A 19,338-nucleotide genomic window follows, 5' to 3' on the forward strand; every position below is an offset into this window, starting at 1 on the left:
AGTCACAGCCGCGCGCACTGGCCCGACGCCGGGCCCCGCACGGTGTTCGCCCGGCCCTCGTTCACCGGGGCCGGGGTGTTGCCCGAACAGGCCAGCGGCCCACTGACCGTGTTCGCGGCGACGACCACCGGCTGGCTGCCGGAGTTGCCGGTCACGCTGACCGGACCGTTGACCGTCACCGTGTCCACCCGCACACCGCCGTGGTTGGCCACCAGCGACAGCGGGCCGTTGATCCGGCCCTTGCTGATCTTCAGGTCGCCGGTGGTGCCGGCAACCGTGACCGGGCCGGACACCGTGGCGCTGGACAACTCGAACAGCACCGGCCGGGTGGCCGACACCGGACCGTTGACGGTGCTCCCGGTCACCCGCAGCGACGCCCCCGCGCCGATCGACACCGGCCCGGCGATGGTGGCGTTCTCCACGCAGGTCAGGCCGGAGGTGACGATCAGCGGCCGACTGTGCCGGCCGGTGATGGTCGTGGTGCAGACCGGCCCGCCCCGGCCGACGGCCGACCGCGGCCCGGTGTCCGCGGTGATGGGCGAGTTCGCCGCGAAGTAGCTGACCAACATGGTGAGGTCGTTGTCACCGGTGGTCACCGGGTTGGTGCCCCCTCCCAGGGTGGTGAAGTTGTCCCCACCAGCCGCGAGGAACGAGTTCACCGTCACCCGGTAAGTGCCCGCCGGGTCGATCGGCGTGCCGTTCAGCTTCATCGAGGTGATCCGTGACCCCTGGGCGGCCTGCGGGTCGTAGGTGTAGCCGAAGCCCTTTGACACGCCGAGCCAGAGCACCGGACGGGACGCGCCCGCAGGCTGCCACTGCTGCTCCAGCACCTGCTTGATCTCCGCGCCGGTGTAGGTCTTGGTGACCACGTCGTTGGCGAACGGCTGGACGGCGAAGGCCTCGGCGTACGTCACCGTGCCGTCGGTCCGGTACAGCAGGTCGGCCCGCAGACCACCCGGGTTCATGAACGCGATCTGCGCCCCGCCCCGGCCGGCGTCACTGGTACCGGCGAGCTGCACGTCGGCGATCAAATTGCCCAGCGCCGACTCCTTGCCCCGGTCCTCGTTGCCGTCGGTGTAGGCCCGCCGGATGTCGGCGGTGATCTCGCCCAGCTTCCGCTGGCCGAGCTCCTGCGCCCGGACCTTGGCGTCGGCCACGATGCCGACCACCGCCGGATCCTGCGGTGCACCGACCACGTCCACCAGGGACGCGTCGGTGGCGGTGATCGAACCCGACTCCGGGTCGAAGGTCAGCGTCACCTTGCCCAACCGCTTGCCGTAGTCCTCGGCCTGAACGATCGGACGCAGCTTGTCCGTGCCCGGAACCGGTACCTCGAAGGCGTACGGCTGGTGGGTGTGCCCACTGAAGATCACGTCGACGGTCGCGTTGGCCCGGGTGAACGCGCCGAAGACCGGGTCGTTCGCCAGCGCCGCCGGGGAGTCGATGTTCTCCGTCGCGGCTCCCTCGTGCGCGAGCAGCACCACCACGTCGGCCTCGCCGTTGTCCGGGTTGCCGTCCTTGAGCTCACCGGCCACCAGGTTGGCCTCGGCCACCGGGTCGCGGAAAGTCAGACCGGCGATGCCGTCCGGATTGACCAGCGCGGCGGTCTGCTCGGTGACCACGCCGACGAAGCCCACGCTGACCCCGTCGATGGTGCTCACCGAGTACGCGGGCAACGCCCGGGTGCCACCCCGGTACACGTTGGCGCCAAGGTGCGGGAAGTCGGCGCGGTCGGTCACCCGCCCGGTCAGATCCGCCATCCCCTTGTCGAACTCGTGGTTACCCACCGCCGAGACGAGCAGGCCGGCCTGGTTCAACGCGTCGATCGTCGGGTTGTCCTCGTCGATGGCCGAGATGAAGGTGGAGGCTCCGATGTTGTCGCCGGCGGAGACGAAGGCGGTGTTCGGGTTCTCCGCCCGCAGCTGGTTCACCAGGCCGGCGATCTGAGCGGCGCCGCCGACGGGCTGACCGTCCACCGTGGCCGGGGACTCCAGTCGACCGTGGAAGTCGTTGATGCTCAACAACTGGAGGTCCACCGGGCCGCTATCCGATCCGGTGTCGATCCCCACCACCAGCGGGTTGTGGTCGCTGGCCCGGTACGCGTCCGGCGCGAAGAACTCGGCCAGGCCGTCGTACTGGAAGGCGTACGACTCGACCGCGTTGATCTGCCACACGTCCACCCCGGTGACCCGGGCCGCCAGCGATGGGGACGCTACCGCGTGGTCGAGCGAACCGGACTCGCCGTTGAAGACGTAGCTCGCCTTGCCGGTGTCGTTCAGGTTGCGGTACTGCTCGTCGTAGAGGACCTGCATCGGGTCCTCGTGAGTGTACGCGTTGAAGTCACCCAGCAGCAGCACATCCGAGGTGCCGCTGTCGGCCTTGACCTGGTCGACGAACGCGGCCAGCGCCATGGCCTGCCGTACCCGGTCACCGTTCCAGCCGCCCTGACCGTCGCCGGCGTCGGCGTTGTCGCCGGTACCGGCTCCGCTCTTGGACTTGAAGTGGTTGGCGACCACGACGAAGTCGACCGTGCCGGCGGTGAACGTCTGCGCGATCGGCTCGCGGGCGTTGAACCAGACCGCCTCGTCGTTCACCGAACGCGACGGGCCCTTCGGCTGCGCCTTCGCCGGCTTGAAAATGATCGCTGTGGTGATGAAATCCTGCTGGGCCGCGCCGGGCAGCTCCGCCGGGGTGCGGACGTAGTCCCAGGTACCCGCGCCGTCCTCGGTGTTCAGGGCGGCAACCAGGCGCTTGAGCGCCTGCTGTGGGTCGGCGGCGTTGAACCGGACCGAGTTCTCGATCTCCTCCAGCGCGACCACGTCGGCGTCCAGCGCGCTGATCGCCGCAACGATCTTCGCTTCCTGCTTCGCCAGCGCGGCCTCACCGGCGGCGCCGCGCGCGTCGCCACCGAAGTGCACGAAGTAGTTCAGCACGTTGAAGCTGGCCACCCGCAGGTCGCCACCGACGCCGACGGGCGCCGCGGTACGCGGGTTGGTGGCCTCGAAGGTGGTCCGGGCGGCCGGCGTCGTGCCCGCGTCGACCGGTACGGTCGGCTGCAGGCGCCACTCGTTGAAGCCGTAGGAGAGCACCGACGGTCCGAACGCCTGCACCGAGTCGCCGACCCGCAGCGGGCTGGCCGGAGAGACGTACGGCGGCAACAGCCCGGCGGTGGCCAGGTTGGTCGTCTTCCCGTCGTCAATCAGGAGCCGGCGCAGCTTGTTCCCGGACGCCATCTGCTGGGCCTCGGCAGAGCCGGGACGGAACCGGTCGGTCGGAATCGGCGCCGGCTCGTCGCCGGCCGTGAGCACGACCTCGCCGTACCGGTTGGTGTTGTAGACCTCGGAGACGGCGTACTGGCCGACCGGCGCCACCAGCATCGACTCGACCGACTCGCGGGCGGCGTCGTCCAGTGGCAGGCCGACCTGAACCGGCGTGGGCAGCGGCGAGCCCTGCTCGCAGACCTGCACGTCGGCCCGGGCGGCGATGCTGAGCTGGGTGAGTCCGTTGAACTCGCTCGCGGTACCACTGACCCGGACCCGGTCGCCGATCGTCACCGACGGATGGTTGGCGGTGTTGGTGCTCAGGTAGACGAAGATGCCGTCCGAGGCGGTGCCGGCCGCGACCGGACGGTCCCCACCACTGCCGGCCGTCTGCACGTACACACCGTTGTAGCCACCGCCGCGATGGTCGGCGGTGACGATCCCCTCGACGGTCACCCGAGTGCCGGCCAGCGGCGTGGCACTGCCGGCCCCCTGCACCTCGGCGATGGTGTGGTCGACCGCGACGGTGCACCCGATCGGGTCGGGGTCCGGGTCGGGCTCGCTGTTGCGTACCCCGAAGGTGTTCGTCGCCGGCACCCGCCAACTGCCGTCGAGCTTCTGTAGGGAGTGACCGACCGGAGTGGAGGCGGTCTCCGCAACGCCGAGGTCGACGCCGGCAAGGCCATTCGCCGGCCCGCCAGCCGCGGTGAAGGTGCCCTCGTAGCTGAGGAACTCCGCCACCGAACCGTCGGGCGCGACCAGCGCGACGCCGTCGGGCGACCCGTTCTGGATGCCGTCGGTCGGGTACGACGCGACGACCGCGCCCGCGTCCGGTGCCGTCCCGCTCAGCGTCCTGGTGTTGTACGCCGCGCCGTTCGCGCCGTTGTAGAGGACGATCTGCCAGCCGGTCAGGTCGTAGCCGGCCGGCACCTCGATCTCGATCGCCTCGCCGCTGTCCGTGCCGACGTTGTCATAGTGGATCTCACTGATGAACGGTGTCGTCGGCACCGGCGCGGCGACGGCGGCGGTGCCACCGGACAGGACGAGCGCGGTGGCGGTGACCAGTACGCCCGGAATTGTGAGTAGTCGGGTGCTTCTTGTTCGTTGCATGTGCGGGGCCTCCGAGGGAGTAGACCGCTGGAGGATAAGCGGCATCGGTGTCCAGGTGGGAGCCACCGGGTGTACCAATGCGGCAAAGACCGTGACGCGGAGCTGCCGCGCGGCCGGATCAAGCTTCGCCGGGTCCTGGCCGGGGCGCTGTCCGCCGACGACGGCTCAGCAACACCGCCCGGTGTTCAGCCGCCCCGAGCGACCGGGCCGACCAGTTGGCGTTCGGTGCCGGTCACGCTGAGCATCACCCACTGCACCTTGCCCTTGGTGATCAGGCCGACCATCTCCGGGTGCAGTTGGGTGAACCAGTTCTGCACGCTCACCAGCCCGAGGGCGTTCGCGGCCGTGGCGGCCTCGGTGTCGGTGAGCCGCTGGAGCACCACGATGTCGCTGCGTACCAGCACCTCGACGTCCCAGCTGGCCAGATCGTCCCGGACCACCAGGGTGGCCCGCCAGGACGCGCTGAGATTGGTGTCCGGCCCGGTCACCGGGCCGGTGTCGATCACCACGAGCTGCGGCTCGGTCGGGGTGGCTGGCACCGGTGGGGCGACGCCGGGCGGTAGGAACGAGGCGATCTCCCGGCCGATGACGCAGCGTCGCAGGAAGGCGTCCCACTCCTGTTCGCGAGCGGTCTGGATGAACAGCCGGGCGCCGACCGCCAGAGACCGGAAGGCGAGCAGTTCGGCCGCGCGCACCCCGCCGGTCAACACCAGCCGGGTCGGCTCGGCCCGGAACACCCGCAGCCCCACCGGCTCCTGCTGCCGGTTGCGGCCGACCACCAGGCCGCCGCCGCCGGCGACCAGGTTCAGCCCGGCGACCGTCGCGCCGTCGACGACGTGCAGGCCCATCCGGCTGCCGGGAAAAGCGACGCTGTTCACCGCAGGAAGCCTCCGATCGGCAGGGTGGCGGCGACACCGTGGGCCTGCTCGCCGTCGAGTCGTTGTAGGCGACCACCGTGCTCGCGGATCGCCTCGTGCAGCGCCCGATCGGCGGCGGCGAGTGCGGTGGCGTCGGTGCCGATCAGCCGGAACGCCACCTCCACCACGGCATCGTCGGCACCTGGGCGACCGTTCTCCCGGGCGACGGCGATGGACACCACGCCAGCCGCTGCGGGCAACCCGCGCAGCAGGGGATCCACCTCCCACGCCCGGCCGGGCCAGTCGAGCAGGCGGTGGCAGCTGTGCGGGGTGCCCTGTGCCGACCAGCTTCGCCAACTCTCCCGGGACAGCGGCCGATCTCCGCTCACCGCAGCGGAGGTGAGGTGTGTCAGGCTGGCGATGGCGGCGAGCACCTCGTCCCGGTTGAGCAGGCGGGCCACCGCCTGGTCCTGGCGAAGCTGACGACGGGTCCGCCGGATCGCTGCGGTGAGCGCCGGGCGCAGGTCGTGGTCGGCGTGGAAGTCGGGCGTACGCGGCGCCTGGAGCACCACCCAGGCCTGCCGACTGGCGGGCACCATCCCATTGGTCAGCTCGCGGTACGCCCGGTCCACCGCCGACGCGCGGGCCCGAGGCGCCGGGGTGACCTGGATCAGCATCTGTACCGTCACGGCCGGAGTCTTCGGGTCGGCGGCCGGCAGCAGCGACATCGGCGAGGGCAGGGCCTGCGGCGCACCCATGAGCAGCGCACCCTCGGTCGGGTCGACCTCCAGCACGGCACTGAGCCCGTGCCGATGGGTCAGCAGCACGGCTGGTTGGTCGTCGATCTCGACCTGGTCCAGCTCGACGCTGCCCTCCAGGTGGGTGAGTAGCTGCCAGGCATTGTCGGACCCGGTGGCGGCCAGTTGACGGCGGCGACCCCGGAAGGCCCACCACACCGCCAGCCACTGGTAGAGCCACCGGCCCCGGTGCCGCAGCACAGTGGGGGAGAGCAGCAGCGCCGTGGCGGTGCCGACGGCGAAGGTCAGCGCAAGGCCGTGCGGTGTGGCCGCCAGCACCGCCGCCGCGCCGGCCTGCCAGGCCAACAGTTGAGCGACGTGGATCCCAGCGACCCGGGGCTGCCGTCGGTGTGGGCGTACCACCGGGGTGGTCGTCGCGGCCTCAGTGGTGGGCGGGTGGGTCGCTGCGGACCGGGCCTCTGCTGCGGGCCGGCTCTGCACCGCCGCCCGGGCGGCCGGCGTGGCAGCCGCGGCCTGAGCCGCTGCGGCGGCATGGCTGGTGTACGCGGTGCCGACGGTGGCCCGTTCCTGCCCACGTTGGGCCGCCCAGCTGTGCCCTGGCCCGGCGCCGCCGAGCGCCGGCGCCGGCGGACCCACCTGCTGCTGTGCCGTCCGTTGCGGTGGTGGTGGCGGTGCCGCCGCGCCCGGGTGATGCTGCCAACCCGGCTCGCCCGGCTGGGCCGCACCCGGATGCGTCACCGCACCGCCCTCCCTGACCGAACCGGCATCGTCAGCGTCCGATCGCGGCGTGTACGTCGGCGACGGCCACCGTGCGCAGTTCGTCGAGAGTGGGCCGCTGGCCGGATTGTCGCAACCGCTGCGCCTGCGTCTTGCGGACACCCTCGAACAGTCTGCGGGCCTCCCGGGCGTTGCCGAAATTCTGGTCCCGCACGAGGCTGCCGAAGTGTTCCCGGAGTATCTCGGAGACGCCGTCGGCGAGCAGGTACTCGTCGCCGCCGGCCATCCGTTCCACGATCACGACCAGCTGCTCGGGCGAGTAGTTACCAAACTCCACGGTTTTGGCGAAACGGGAGGCCAGACCTGGGTTGGCATCGAGGAACTGCACCATCTCGCCGGTGTAGCCGGCGGCGATCACCGCGATCTCGTCGCGATGGTCCTCCATCAGCTTGACGAGCGTGTCGATGGCCTCCTGACCGAAGTCCCCGCCGGTGCCGGACGACCGGGAGAGTGTGTACGCCTCGTCGATGAAGAGCACACCACCGCGCGCCACCTCGAACGCCGCGGCGGTCTTCTCCGCAGTGTGGCCGATGTACTGTCCGACCAGGTCGCGCCGGGAGACCTCGCGGAACGCGCCGCCGGGCAACGCACCCAACGCGGCCAGCAGATCGCCGTAGATGCGGGCCACGGTCGTCTTTCCGGTACCGGGCGCGCCCGCGAAGATCAGGTGGTGGCTGATCGCACCGACCGGTAGCCCGGCGCTACGCCGCCACTCGTTGACCTGGATCTCGTCGATGAGGGCGCGGACCTCCGCCTTCACCGACTCCAGGCCGACCATCACCGAAAGGTCGGCCAGCAGCCTCTCCACCTTCGCGGTGTCCTGCGGGGCGGCGGCGTGGGCGGCGTCGGTGCCGAAGGCGGCCTTCTTGTTCGCCGTACCCGCCACGATGGTCGGTGTGGCCCCCTCGGCGACCTCGATCGCCGGTTGGGCGGTGTTCTCGGTGATGCACTCCTCGACCGTGCCGTGGCATCCACGGGCGAAGGAGACCGCCGGGCCACGGGTGTCGCGGATCCGGCAGCGGCGCAGCACCGGTGCGCTCTGGTGCACCACGACCACCCCGGCGTGGCCGGTCTGGGAGATGTCGCACGCCTCGATGGTCGGTTTGCCGTACTGGTAAATGTAGATGCCCCGATTGCCGCAGCGGGCCACGGTGCTGGTGCGAATCGTCGGAGCGGCACCGATCCGCACTATGATGCCGTCCTCGCTGAGGTCGGTGAACTCGCACCCTTCGACGCTGCCGTCGGAGTCCTCCACCACTAGGCCGTAGCGACCGCCGGTCACCCGGCACCGGGCCAATGTGAACTCGGAGCGCCCGGCCACCTGGATCGCCGCGCCGAAGCCGGCGCTCAGCTCGCACCCGGTCATGGTGAGCTTCGCCCGGTCGGCAACCACCACTGGCGCGTCGCCCGCCCGCAGGCCGAGGTCGCGCAGTACCAGGTGCCCCGCGTTGCAGGAGACCGTCGGGTACGTGCCGGCGGAGGCGTCGATGGTGACGGTGCCCGCACCCTGTGCGGCGACCACCGTGACCGAGCGGTCGTTGACGAACAGCGCCTCGTGGTATGTGCCGGGGCTGACCGAGACGACGGTGTCCTCGCCGGCCACCGAGAGCGCCTCCCCGATGGACGGGTAGGCGCCGGGCTGGTCCGGGGAGACAAGAAGGGTGCGCGTCATGGCTCCGGCTCTGCAGGGGCGAAGAGGGCTGGACCGACGATATCCCAGCCGGCCCACCCGACGGGTGCCCCGAACACCACCACGATCGCTGCGGTCGATGCGTGGAATCTCCGTCGCGCAGACCTGCCACCCGGTCGCCGCTCCGATTGGCTAGGCTCGTCGGATCTCTTGTCTCCACTCGGGGAGGACGGATGGCGGAGCCACGGATGCTGCCGATGGCGGCGGGTGCGCTGCTCGCCGACGGCACCGTCCACACGCACACCTCGGTACGCGGGGATGTGGCACCCGACCTGCACCCGGTGGTCCGGCGCTTCCTGCACGGACTCCCCGCCGGGCAGCGCGAACGTTACACCGGCTGGTGCGCCGAGCCGATGCTGATCTCGGACCGGCTGTACGCCGCCGAGAGCGGCGGCCCACCCCTCGAAGCGGCCCGGGCCCGCGCGCTGTTGTGGGGCGCGAAGATTCGGGTGGCCCGAGTGCGGGAGGAGGGCGACCCGCGCCATGGCGAGACCCAGCCGCCCTGTCGTTCCTGTGCGGCGATGCTCGACTGGTTCGGCATGCAGGCACTGGCATGACCGAGCGGTTCCCGCCCCAGGTGGCCGAAACTCTCGCCGCCGCAGGATGGTCGCCCGACCGCCGGTCCGAGGAGAAGGGCCGTGAGTGGGGGCTGCGCGTCGCCGCCCACGCCGCTCCCGGCGGGCGCCAGCACACCGTGACGGCAGCGGCAGTCGAGGCGTACGCCGAGTTCGGCGGGCTGCGAGTCCGCCCGGAGGGCAGCGGGGAACAGGTCGCGCCGAGCGACATCCATCTCGATCCGTTCCTGGTGCGGCATTCGGTGGAGACGCTCGCCGAGTTGGCCGAAGCGACCGGCGCCGCGTTGAGCCCGCTGGGCGAGGAGGGCAGCGGCGCCGGAATTCTCGCCGTCGACGAGCAGGGGCGCGTGTTCGTGCTGGACCACGCTGGAGACTGGTTCCTCGGCGCGAGCCTCGACGAGGCGCTCATCACGCTGGTGCTCGGTCGCACACCCCGCCGGGTACGCGGGGACGGCACCTGGTGACCGACTGGCAGCCAACCACCGTCACCGAGCGTGCCTTGCTGGCCGCCGCGGCGGCCGACGACCGCGATAACTTCCTCACCGAACTCGTCGGCGGTCCGCTGCTGCTGCCCGTGTCACCGGCGGCGGCTGCCGGCCGCGAGCCGGCCGGCTGGCCGACGGGCCGGTATGACGAGGTCACCCACGTGGTCGCGTACACCTCGCCAGCGGCGATCGCCGCGGGCCTGCCCGGCCAGTCGGTCAGCTACCGCGTGACGGGGTTCGCCGACGTCGCCGCCGACTGGCCTGACGAGGACTGGATGCTGGCGATCGACCCGGGGCTGCCAATTGGCGTCCGGCTCACCGCCGACGAGATCCGTACGCTGGCCGCGCCGGCGCTCGCGGCCGAGCAGCCGCTGCGGGAGGCGATCCTGCGTGAGGACCCGGACGGGCTGATGTCCGTGCTGTTCCGGGCCGAACTGGTGTTACCGCTACGACCGGACGGCCCTCCAACGCGGGACCTGGCCGATCCGGAGTTTCCGTGGTGGATTCTCCCCGACGAGCAGGGCCGGCCCAGCCTGCCCGTGTTCACCTCCGAGGCTCGCCTGCGGCAGGCGCTCGGCGACCGTGATCTCGTGGTGGTCAGCAGCCTTCAGCTCACCGACCACTGGCCGGACGTGTCCTGGCAGTTGCTGCTCAACCCGGATACCCCGCTCGCTGCGGCCCTGCCCGGCGAGGCACTGCCCGCCCTGCGCGACTGGGTGGGCGAGCTGCGGCAGGTGGTCACCGAGGCGGCCGAGCAGGAACGGCGCCGCCGCGAGACGGCCGCCTACGAGAAGCCGTCGACGACTGGGGTGCCGGTTCCGCGACCGGCGCCCGAGGCGGCCGACGAGGAGGGGCCCGCTCCTGCCGTGCCGCTACTGCTTCAACTGGTCATTCCGCACCGCTACCTGGCGTCTTATGTGGACGGCGGCTACGACCGGGCGGCCGGGCTGGTGCACTCCTGGCACGGCCCGGGACGGGACACCCCGATCCGGCTCTACCGCCGCCTGGGCCTGCTCGGTGAAGGCTCGCCCTTCGAGGAGTCGGACGAGTGGGTGCCAGTGCTGCGCTGGCCACCCGGCGAGGCCACGCCCGAGCAGTGGGGCCAGGGACCACCCCGGATGGAGTCACTTGTCGTGCCAGACGGCACCGAGCTGCGCTGCCTGCACCAGGACGGCCGCGACGAACTGCTGGCCAGCTTCGAGGCAGCCGCCGGCCGCTGGTCGCCGGCCTGATCGGCCCCAGCCTGCCGGAGCGCTCAGGCTGGCTGACGTGGCTCAGTCGCGCCACGGGTGGCCGGGCGGGTCAGCGTCGACGGCTGGCGAACCAGTCGCGCGCCGGTGGACTCTTGATCAGAGCGAGTGACACGCCGGCCAACCCACCCACGACAAGTGGGGTGACCATCGTCGGGTGGTAGCTCAGCTTGCCCTGCACGAGCAGCGCGACGATGACGACGACGAAGAGCCCGAAGGTGAAGCCCGCCGGCACCGCCAGTCCCTCCGCGCTGTCGCCGACCCAGGCCATGAGTATTCCGAGCGATCCGAGCAGCACCACCAGCAGGGCGATCCCGAGCCCGCCCGCGCCGATGCACACCACCAGGAACCTGCCGAGCCCGTCGCCCTCGGAGCGCAGCATCGCCCGGAAGAAGGCGAAGCCGGCGACCAGCCAGGTGACGATCGCCGGAACCATCAGCAGAACGGCGAGGACAACGACCACCGGCGGTCGACGCGAGGGCGGTGCGGCCGGCGGTGCGCCCGATGTCCCTGGCGGCTGTTGGGCCGGTGACGGACCGAGGATCGGAGAAGACGGCCCTTCGGCTGGTGGTGTCGGCATGGCTGCCTCCTCGAATCGGCTCCCAGTCAGCCGGGCGGCGGGCGCCACACTCCGTCTCCGGCTGCGTCCGGGGGCTGGTCGGCGTCCGTCGCCTGAGTCATCGGGGGTGTATCAGGCCCAGGAGTTGTCGTGACGAGTGTGGGCGTGGTCTCGTCGACGGACATGGCCTGTCGCTGCCGTGCGCGACTGCGGATCAACATGGCGGTCGCCACGATTCCACCGATGATGAGGACGAGTACGGCGATGATCACCGCCCAAACGAAGATCAGGATGTCGTCCTCGCGCTCGCGGGGATTGGCCTGCCACGGCTCGGCCCCGCCCGCTTTCGGCCCGGCGTCGAAGCTTCGGGTACCGCGGCCGTCCGGCTCACCGGTCAGCGCCTGTCGGATGTCGAGCGCACCCCAGCCGTAGTACAGATCGTGGCCCGGATCGCCCTCGTCGCGTGTGGTTTCCAGCAGCCGCCGGAACATTTCGTACCCGTTCAGGTCCGGATACTCGGCCTTGATCAGCGCCAGTGCTCCGGAGACGATAGCAGCGCTCCCACTGCTGCCGATCGCGGTGACGTACTTGTCGCCGGGGGCCGCCTGGATGATCTCCTCCCCGGGTGCGGAGATGTCGACCTCCCGGGCCGGCAACGCCGCCTCCTCGCTGATGACGCCCTTGCGGTCGGTGCCGTTGACCGCGACCGCCGTCTGTTGCCGGGCGGGGTTGCTGATGAGTGAGTCCCCGCGGTTGCCGACGGCCGCGACGACGATCACGTTCCGCTGGTACGCCCGGTCGACCGCCCGGTTCAGTTCCTCGCTGAAGCTGCTGCCCAGCGACACGTTGACGATGTCCGCGCCATTGTCGACCGCCCAGTTGATCCCGGCGGCCACAGCCGTCGGTGCGATCAAGGGGCTTTGTTCGCTCTTGATCGTCACCGGCAGGATCTTGGCCCTCGGGGCGACCCCGAGCACCCCGTCCCGGTTACCCGGACCATGGCCGTGACCGGCGATCAACGAAGCCATGCCGGTGCCGTGGCCCGCCCGGTCGATCCGACCCTTGGTGCCGTCGTCGTGGAGGTCGACGCCGGGCAGGACGTTGTCGCGAAGATCCTGGTGTCTCCCGTCCACCCCGGTGTCGATCACCGCTACCACGACTCCCTCGCCCTGGGTGATCCTGTGCATCTCCGGTAGCTCCAGGGCCTTGACGTGCCACGAGTCGTCCCTCGTGGAGTCCGCTGCGGCAGGCGTGGCGGGGAGCGAGAGAGCGACCAGGACGCTCGCGGCGGCGAGCGCCGGGACGGTGGCCGGTCGGGTGATGCCGTTCATGTCCCGTTGCCCTCCTCTGTGGGCCGTCGCTCCCGACAGCCGGGAATGGACGGTTACCGCATGGTACGGGCCCACCACCCAAAGTTGGGTGATGGGCCCGTACCATCAGCCCTGGCCCAGGGCCCTGCCCTGCTCGCGGGGCCGGTGCTCGGCCGGCGCCCCCACCACGCCGACGGCGGACGAGCCGGTGACCCACAGTTCGTCGTCGCCCTCGCCGTATTCCCAGGTCTCCTGATCCGCGTCCGGCCGCTCGGTGCCCCTACGCGGACCGGGCCCGGCCGACCCGGCGCGCCGGCCGCCCAGCGACGGTGCCGGCCCGGTGGTCGGTGCCGGTCGACCGGTACCCGACCCGGCGCGTCCGCTCAGGTCCGGCCGCGTTCCGCCGCCGGAAGTACCCGGTTTCGGCGGCGAGCCTGTACGTGCGCCCGGTGGTTGGCTGGACCGGCCAGTCAGCGGTGGACCAGCCTTCGGGGTGCCCGAAGTGGTGCCACGCTGTCCGCCGAGGCTCGGCGGCGGGGCAGCCGGACGCCCTGGAGAGTTGCCGCCCTGGCCGGGGCGGGCGGTGGAGCCCGGTAGGCGAGGGCTGGACGGCGGCTGGGCCGGCGAGGTCCCCGGGCGTGCGCCGAGCCCCGGCCGGGCCGGGCCGCCCCCCGGTCGGCCCGCGCCCGTGTTTCCAGGCAGGGTCGGACGGTTCGGGGCGGAGCCGCGCTTTCCGTCGGGAGGCGCGCCAGATCCGCCACCTGGACCACCTGAGCCCGGAAGGGTCGGCCGGTTCGGTGCCGGACCGCGGCCTCCCCGCGGGGCGCCGGGACCTCCGGATCCGGGTAGGGAGGTCCGGGGGACGTTCGGTCGGCTTCCCGAGTTCGCACCCGGCTTGGTGGGACGCGGTCCCGGCCCGGCCATCGGCGGCGCGACCGGTCCCGGCGGCGCGGTGGCGTTCGGCGTGCTCACCGGTGGTGCGGCGGGTGGTGCTCCGGGCGGCGCAGTGGGCGCGGCACCGCCGGCCAGGCCGACACCCTCCGGCAGTCCCGCGGGCGGCGGAGGGGCACCGGCCGGCCGATCAACCACATCCGGCCGGGTCGGCATGTTCGGACGATCCGGGCGGCTGCCGTTCACCGTCTGCGCGCCCGGCGGGGCTCCGGGCGCGCCCGGCCGGCCCGGCCGAGGGACGTTCGCCGCGTTGGTGAGGACCGCGTCGGTCGGGCCCTTGAACTTGCCACCCCGGGAGATGTTCGAGATGTAGACGTCGATGTAGAGGTCGGCGAGCGGCTTGGCGATGTTCTTTGCACGCTGGTGGAACTCGGATTGGACTTCCTCGTACGACTTGTGGTTGTCGCCGAAGATGTCACCGAACGTGACCTCTTTCTTGTCCTCCTCGTAGATGTCTTCCTGCCGCTGCTGTTCGGCCTTGTACTCCAGCCACAGCTGTCGCATGTCGCGCTGGGTAGCCGCGATCTTGGTGGCGAGCTGCCGCAGCCCGGCGGCGTTGTTGGCGGCGATCTGCTCCCACTCGTCGAGTGAGTGCAGCGTGCCACCCACCCGCCCCATGAACACGCTTGCCGCCGGCGACTGCCATTTGGCCCGGAGACCGTCGGCATGACGTTTCAGATTGGCCCGGGTGACCTCCAGCAGGCTGGCCGCGTCCTGCCACATGTCGGCGAGTGCGGTGGTGCGCTCGTCGCTCTCCTTGCGGACGAACTCCCACATCTGCTCGACGGTGACCTCGCCCCACGCCGTAGGTTGGTACGGCGTGGCGTCTGCCGCCCGTTCGGCCGCGTAGTCGTCCGACACCCCCGAGTACATGTGGTACGTGGGAGGTTGCCAGCCGTAGTAGTCCTCGCTCATCCCCGCTCCTCAGCTCTCCCCGGCACTGTCACCGAAGGCCCGAGGTGTCCAGCCGGAGGTCATTGCCGTGCATACGCTCGTTGTCACCCGAGATGGTGTAGGCGGCGGTGCCCTCACCGACGACCTCGGTCAGGTCCCGCTCCGGAGTTTCTTCGCGCTGGTCACCGGTGGGGCAGGAGTCCATGCCCTCGTACGGGTTGATGGGCGGCGGGTTGATGGAGCCATCGGGGACACCGTTCGCCGGGTCCTCCCCGCCCTGCTCCCAGGCCCCGCTCAGCGTTTCCTGGCCGTCGACGGCGTGGAACGCGTTGTAGACGTCCTCGTTGGTGGCCTGGGCCAGCGCGTCACCGGTGAGGTACTCCGCCGAGATGGACATGGCGGCCACGCGCAGCGCCGTCAGGCCCTTCATCACGTCACTCATCAGGAGTGACACCGCGGCACGACTCTCGTCGTGTCGCCCCCGGAAGAACGCCGCCTCCTTGAGCCCACCACCACCGAACGGAGCCTGCACGGTGAGCATGGGGCGGAGGCCGTTGTCGAAGCTGGGCTGGAAGTTCTCTTCCATCTCCCTGCGGAGGGCCTCAGCGAAGTTCCCCAACTGCTGGATGTCGACATCGATGTCCTCGTTGACGAGCCACTCTCGGTCCATGTCCCCTCCCCCGGTCGCTCACACGGTGCCAACGCGGCTGTTCTTCGCTCGTGAAAGCCGAGTTCCGGAGCCGCGCCACCGTAAGTCCACTCTGGCCGACGGTAGCCTCATCGGGCAACCCTGTACCGGCCTACGCACGCTGCGGAAGGTTCACCAACTGCACCAGTCGGGTGCCGCCGCGTCGGGAGACCAGCCACCCCCGGCCCGGTGGTAGCGGCCCCGGTCGTACGGTGCCGAGCAGCACGCCCTCGTCCCGGTTGCCGGACATCACGACGCCCGGCGTGCTGATCTCGCGCAACCGCATCAGCACCGGCTCGTAGAGTGCGCGACTCGCGCCGCCCGTCCGCCGGGCGATGACCAGGTGCAGGCCGATGTCCCGGGCCTGGGGCAGGAACTCCAGCAACGGGGTCAGCGGGTTGCTGCCGGCGCCGGCGACCAGGTCGTAGTCGTCGACCAACACGTAGAGATCCGGACCCTTCCACCAGTCGCGGGCCCGCAAACGATCCGCGCTGATGTCGTCCGGGGGCAGTCGGTCGCGCATCACGGTTGCCACTTCCGTGACGATGTTCTCGGTCACCTGGGCCGTCGAGCCGTAACCGATCAGATGGGGCGTGGTGATGTCGCCGAGCAGGCTACGCCGGTAGTCGACGAGAACCAGCCGGGCCTCGGTCAGATCGTGGCGGTCGACGATCGTCTGCGCCAGCGCCCGCAGGAACGTGCTCTTCCCGGACTCGCCGTCGCCGAAGAGGACGAAGTGCGGATCGGCGGCGAAGTCCAGCTGCACCGGCTGAAGGTCCACCTCGGCGATGCCGATCGGCATCCCCCGGCGTCCGGTGCTGGGCAGGCTGCCGTAGGGAACCACCGGCGGGAGGAGTCGGATCGGCGGGGCACCCGGGCCCTGCCAGGCGGCGGCCAGGTCGGTCACCAGCTTGCGGGACCCCTCGGCGAGAGTCTCCGCCTCCTGCGCGCCGTCGGCGCGTGGCAGCGCCGCCAGGAACTGCTGCCCGTCCGGGGTGATACCCCTGCCGGGCGACTTCTCCGGCACGTTCATCGCCGCACGACGGTCCAGGTTGGAGTCGCCGGCGTCGGATAGCGCGAGTTCCAACCGGGTGCCGAAGACGTCCCGCACCGCCGGGCGGAGATCCATCCAGCGGCCGGCGGTCACGATCAGGTGAATACCGAAGGAGAGGCCCCGGTTGGCGATGTCGTTGATCGTCGACTCGAGGTCCTCGAACTCCGTCCGTAGCGTCGCCCAGCCGTCGATGACCAGGAAGATGTCGCCGAACGGGTCGTCGTTGTGTTGCTCGTGCCGGCGGGCCCGGCGGTACTCGGCCATCGAGTCGACGCCGCCTTCGGCGAACCGCCGCTCCCGCTCACCCATCAGCAGTTGCAGCTCGGCGATGGTGCGCCGGACCAGGCCAGCGTCGAGGCGGGTCGCCACCGACCCGACGTGCGGCAGGTCGCGCAGCGAGGAGAGCGCACTACTGCCCAGGTCGAGGCAGTACACCTGGGCCTCCCGGGGAGTGTGGGTCAGTGCCAGCGACGTGACGACCGTCCGCAGCAGAGTGCTCTTGCCGCTCTGCGGCCCACCGACGATCACGGCGTGGCCGGCCGCACCGGCCAGGTCGAACCACAGCACGTCCCGGCGCTGCTCGAAGGGCTTGTCGACGATGCCGACCGCCACCTGCAACTCGCCCAGCAGACCGGCGTGCGCCACCGTCACCCCGCGAGCGGGGTCGGCGGTCATCGGAGGCAGCAACTGGTCCAACGTCGGCGGGTCGGCCAGCGGCGGAAGCCAGACCTGATGCGCCGGCTTACCCCGGCCGGCAAGCCGGGCGACGAGGATGTCGAGGACGCTCTCACCGACACCATCGGTCGGCTCCGGCGCCTCCTCCTGCTTAGGTGTCCGGCTCACCGGTGGGGCGACGTAGGTGGTGCTGTACTCGTGTACCCGGTCCTCGCTGTCGCCGGCCGCGACCGCCGCGGCGGTCTTGCTCCGGTAGGTGCCGGAGACGTATGCGGCCTTGAACCGGATCAACGGCTCCATGCCGAACCGCAGGTAGCCGTGCCCCGGCGACCGGGGCAGCTCGTAGGCGTCGGTGGCCCCGAGCACCACCCGTGACTCCATCGCGGAGAACGTCCGCAGACCGATCCGGTACGACAGGTGGGTGTCGAGTCCCCGAAGCCGCCCCTCCTCCAAGCGCTGGCTCGCCAGCAGCAGGTGTACGCCGAGCGACCGACCGACCCGACCGATCTGCACGAACATGTCGATGAAGTCGGGTTTCGCGGAGAGCAACTCGGAGAACTCGTCACAGATGATGAGCAGGCTCGGCAGCGGGGCGAGCGGCGCGCCGGCCGTCCGGGCCTTCTCGTAGTCGCGTTGTGAGGCGTAGTTGCCCGCCGCGCGCAGCAACTCCTGCCGGCGCACCAGCTCACCGTTGATGGAGTCTGTCATCCGGTCGACCAGGGGCAACTCGTCGGCCAGATTGGTGATCACCGCGCTGGTGTGCGGCAGTCCGTCCAGCCGGGTGAACGTCGCGCCACCCTTGAAGTCGACCAGGACGAAATTGAGGCTCTCCGACGAGTGCGTGACCGCCAGCGCCAGCACCAGGGTGCGCAGCAGCTCCGACTTCCCGGAACCGGTCGCACCGATCAGTAGCCCGTGCGGGCCCATGCCGTCCTGCGCCGACTCCTTCAGGTCCAGCTCCACGGGGCCGCCGTCGGTACCCACACCGATCGGCACTCGCAGCCGGTCGCGGTTCGGTCGCGGCTGCCACGCCCGGTCGACCTCGAACTCGTACGGGTCACCCAGGTCGAGCAGCTCGGCCAGGCCCAGCTCGGTGGTGAGCGGGGTGTCGCCACCACCCCGGGAGGCGGCCGACAACCGCAGCGGAGCGAGCTGCATGGCCAGCGCCTCGATCTCCGTGACCCGGCAGTCGTCGGCCCGACCGATCTCTGCCGAGCCGTCCACGGTGGTGCTGTTCAACCGGCGCCCCGGGGTCACCTCCAGCACCAGCCGTGCCCGGTCGAGCAGGCGCGGCGCCGGGGTGGACAGGTCCAACAGGGTCACGCCCTCGACGCCGCCGTCGGTCATCAGGTGGTCCGAGCCGGCGGTGTCGCCACCGTCGACGACCACCAGCACGTGCGGGCCGGCGACCTGGGGCGGGCCGCCGCTGGCGTTGAACCTTGGGCGGCTGGCCAGCACGTCGTCGAGCATCGCCTCCAGTCCGGTCACCGAAGACGCGACCAGGCGCAGCTGACCGAGCGCGTCCGTGCGCGCCGGGTGCAGGGCGTGTGGCAGCCACTTCGTCCACTCCCAATCGGCCCGCCGATCCGCTGCCACGCAGATCGCGACGAGCATGTCGTCGGGAGCGTGGAACGCGGTGGCCTGGGCGATCACCGACCGGACCATTCCGCGGCCGGCGTCGGTGTCGCCGCGCAGGTGCACCCGGGCGAACCCGTTCAACGCCATCGTCACCGGAAGGTCCGGCACCTCGCCGTAGGTGGTGAGGAACCGGCGCAGGGCCAACGCGCAGAACGGCTCGAGCTTCTCCAGGGACGTGGCCGGTGGCGGCACCAACGGAGTGGCCAGTTCCTGCGGACCGAGGCCGATGCGGACGGTGGCGAAGTCCACGTCGCCACGGCGGCGTTCCCACAGTCGCGGGCCCAGTGGCAGGGACCAGAGAGTGTCCGGGTCTGGATGCCGGTAGAACGCGGCCTCCCGCTGTCGGCGGACTGTCTTGAGTACCCGACGGCGCTGGCGCGACAGATGTGTCATGTACTCGCGACGCTTCTGCAGCATCTCCTGCTTGCTGGGCCCACCGGAATTGTTGGTCAACTGGGCGCCGAGCATGCCGATGGCGGAGAGTCCGAACAGGCCCCCGGTGACGTAGGCGAAGGTGCCGCCGCCCCGGCCGGCGAACATCATCGCCATCGCCAGAGAGCCGGCGAGCATCGGCAGCATCATGAGCATCTGACCCCAGGCCTTGCCGCTGGGCGCCGGCACCTCAGGCGGTGCCTCCAGCAGCACCTCGCCGGACGGATACTCCGGTTCCGGCTGTCGGGAGGGCCGCTTCACCACCACCGTGCTCACGTGACAGACCTCCGTCGCCTCTCCTGGGTCTGATGCGCAGCGGTGAACCGCCCCCGCGTCATCGGCACATGGTAGGTAGCCTTTGCCCGTCAGGACAGC

At 71.0% G+C, this 19,338-nt stretch carries 12 protein-coding genes; 3 read left to right on the forward strand and 9 right to left on the reverse strand.

Annotation, left to right across the window (positions count from 1 at the left end; genetic code table 11):
* Positions 1-2: 2 nt before the first annotated feature.
* From ACFHWY_RS22295 to ACFHWY_RS22310, 4 genes are all read right to left on the reverse strand, one after another.
* Entirely contained in the window at positions 3-4,370 is a 4,368-nt protein-coding gene (locus ACFHWY_RS22295) for an ExeM/NucH family extracellular endonuclease (protein WP_416582187.1), read from the reverse strand.
* Between the two features lie 185 nt (positions 4,371-4,555).
* Positions 4,556-5,248 carry a hypothetical protein gene (locus tag ACFHWY_RS22300; protein ID WP_416582188.1) on the reverse strand — a complete coding sequence of 231 codons (693 nt, stop codon included), beginning with the start codon at positions 5,246-5,248 and terminating at the stop codon, positions 4,556-4,558.
* The gene (eccE, locus tag ACFHWY_RS22305) at positions 5,245-6,723 is read right to left on the reverse strand and encodes a type VII secretion protein EccE (protein WP_416582189.1); all 1,479 of its coding nucleotides are present in this window, start codon (positions 6,721-6,723) and stop codon (positions 5,245-5,247) included. Before eccE ends, ACFHWY_RS22300 begins: the two co-directional genes overlap by 4 nt.
* A gap of 31 nt (positions 6,724-6,754) precedes the next feature.
* Positions 6,755-8,434, reverse strand: coding sequence for a right-handed parallel beta-helix repeat-containing protein (locus ACFHWY_RS22310; protein ID WP_416582190.1), 1,680 nt, complete (start codon positions 8,432-8,434; stop codon positions 6,755-6,757).
* Between the two features lie 191 nt (positions 8,435-8,625).
* Here ACFHWY_RS22310 and ACFHWY_RS22315 point away from each other — a divergent pair, with 191 nt between their 5' ends.
* From ACFHWY_RS22315 to ACFHWY_RS22325, 3 genes are read left to right on the forward strand one after another with little or no spacing between them, the layout of a single operon-like run.
* Positions 8,626-9,009 carry a YwqJ-related putative deaminase gene (locus ACFHWY_RS22315; RefSeq protein ID WP_416582191.1) on the forward strand — a complete coding sequence of 128 codons (384 nt, stop codon included), beginning with the start codon at positions 8,626-8,628 and terminating at the stop codon, positions 9,007-9,009.
* On the forward strand, positions 9,006-9,491 hold the full coding sequence (locus ACFHWY_RS22320; protein WP_416582192.1) for an SUKH-3 domain-containing protein: 486 nt from the start codon (positions 9,006-9,008) through the stop codon (positions 9,489-9,491). The genes ACFHWY_RS22315 and ACFHWY_RS22320 overlap by 4 nt, the downstream gene beginning before the upstream one ends.
* A complete protein-coding gene (locus ACFHWY_RS22325) occupies positions 9,485-10,744 on the forward strand; it encodes an SseB family protein (protein WP_416582208.1) in 1,260 nt (419 codons plus the stop codon). Before ACFHWY_RS22320 ends, ACFHWY_RS22325 begins: the two co-directional genes overlap by 7 nt.
* 70 nt (positions 10,745-10,814) lie before the next feature.
* On the opposite strand, the gene ACFHWY_RS22330 is transcribed toward ACFHWY_RS22325, so the two are convergent.
* The 5 genes from ACFHWY_RS22330 to eccCa all read right to left on the reverse strand — a co-directional run bounded on the left by ACFHWY_RS22330 (position 10,815) and on the right by eccCa (position 19,239).
* Entirely contained in the window at positions 10,815-11,342 is a 528-nt protein-coding gene (locus tag ACFHWY_RS22330) for a hypothetical protein (protein ID WP_416582193.1), read from the reverse strand.
* Between the two features lie 26 nt (positions 11,343-11,368).
* Positions 11,369-12,652, reverse strand: coding sequence for a S8 family serine peptidase (locus ACFHWY_RS22335; RefSeq protein WP_416582194.1), 1,284 nt, complete (start codon positions 12,650-12,652; stop codon positions 11,369-11,371).
* Between the two features lie 105 nt (positions 12,653-12,757).
* Positions 12,758-14,497 carry a hypothetical protein gene (locus tag ACFHWY_RS22340; RefSeq protein WP_416582195.1) on the reverse strand — a complete coding sequence of 580 codons (1,740 nt, stop codon included), beginning with the start codon at positions 14,495-14,497 and terminating at the stop codon, positions 12,758-12,760.
* A gap of 28 nt (positions 14,498-14,525) precedes the next feature.
* Complete coding sequence (locus ACFHWY_RS22345; RefSeq protein ID WP_416582196.1) at positions 14,526-15,146, reverse strand: hypothetical protein; 621 nt, start codon at positions 15,144-15,146, stop codon at positions 14,526-14,528.
* A gap of 130 nt (positions 15,147-15,276) precedes the next feature.
* Positions 15,277-19,239: a type VII secretion protein EccCa gene (gene eccCa / locus ACFHWY_RS22350; RefSeq protein ID WP_416582197.1), complete on the reverse strand. Its 3,963-nt coding sequence runs from the start codon at positions 19,237-19,239 to the stop codon at positions 15,277-15,279.
* Positions 19,240-19,338 lie beyond the last annotated feature (99 nt).

The sequence above is a fragment of the Micromonospora sp. LOL_024 genome (assembly GCF_048060415.1).
Taxonomy (GTDB): Bacteria; Actinomycetota; Actinomycetes; order Mycobacteriales; family Micromonosporaceae; genus Micromonospora.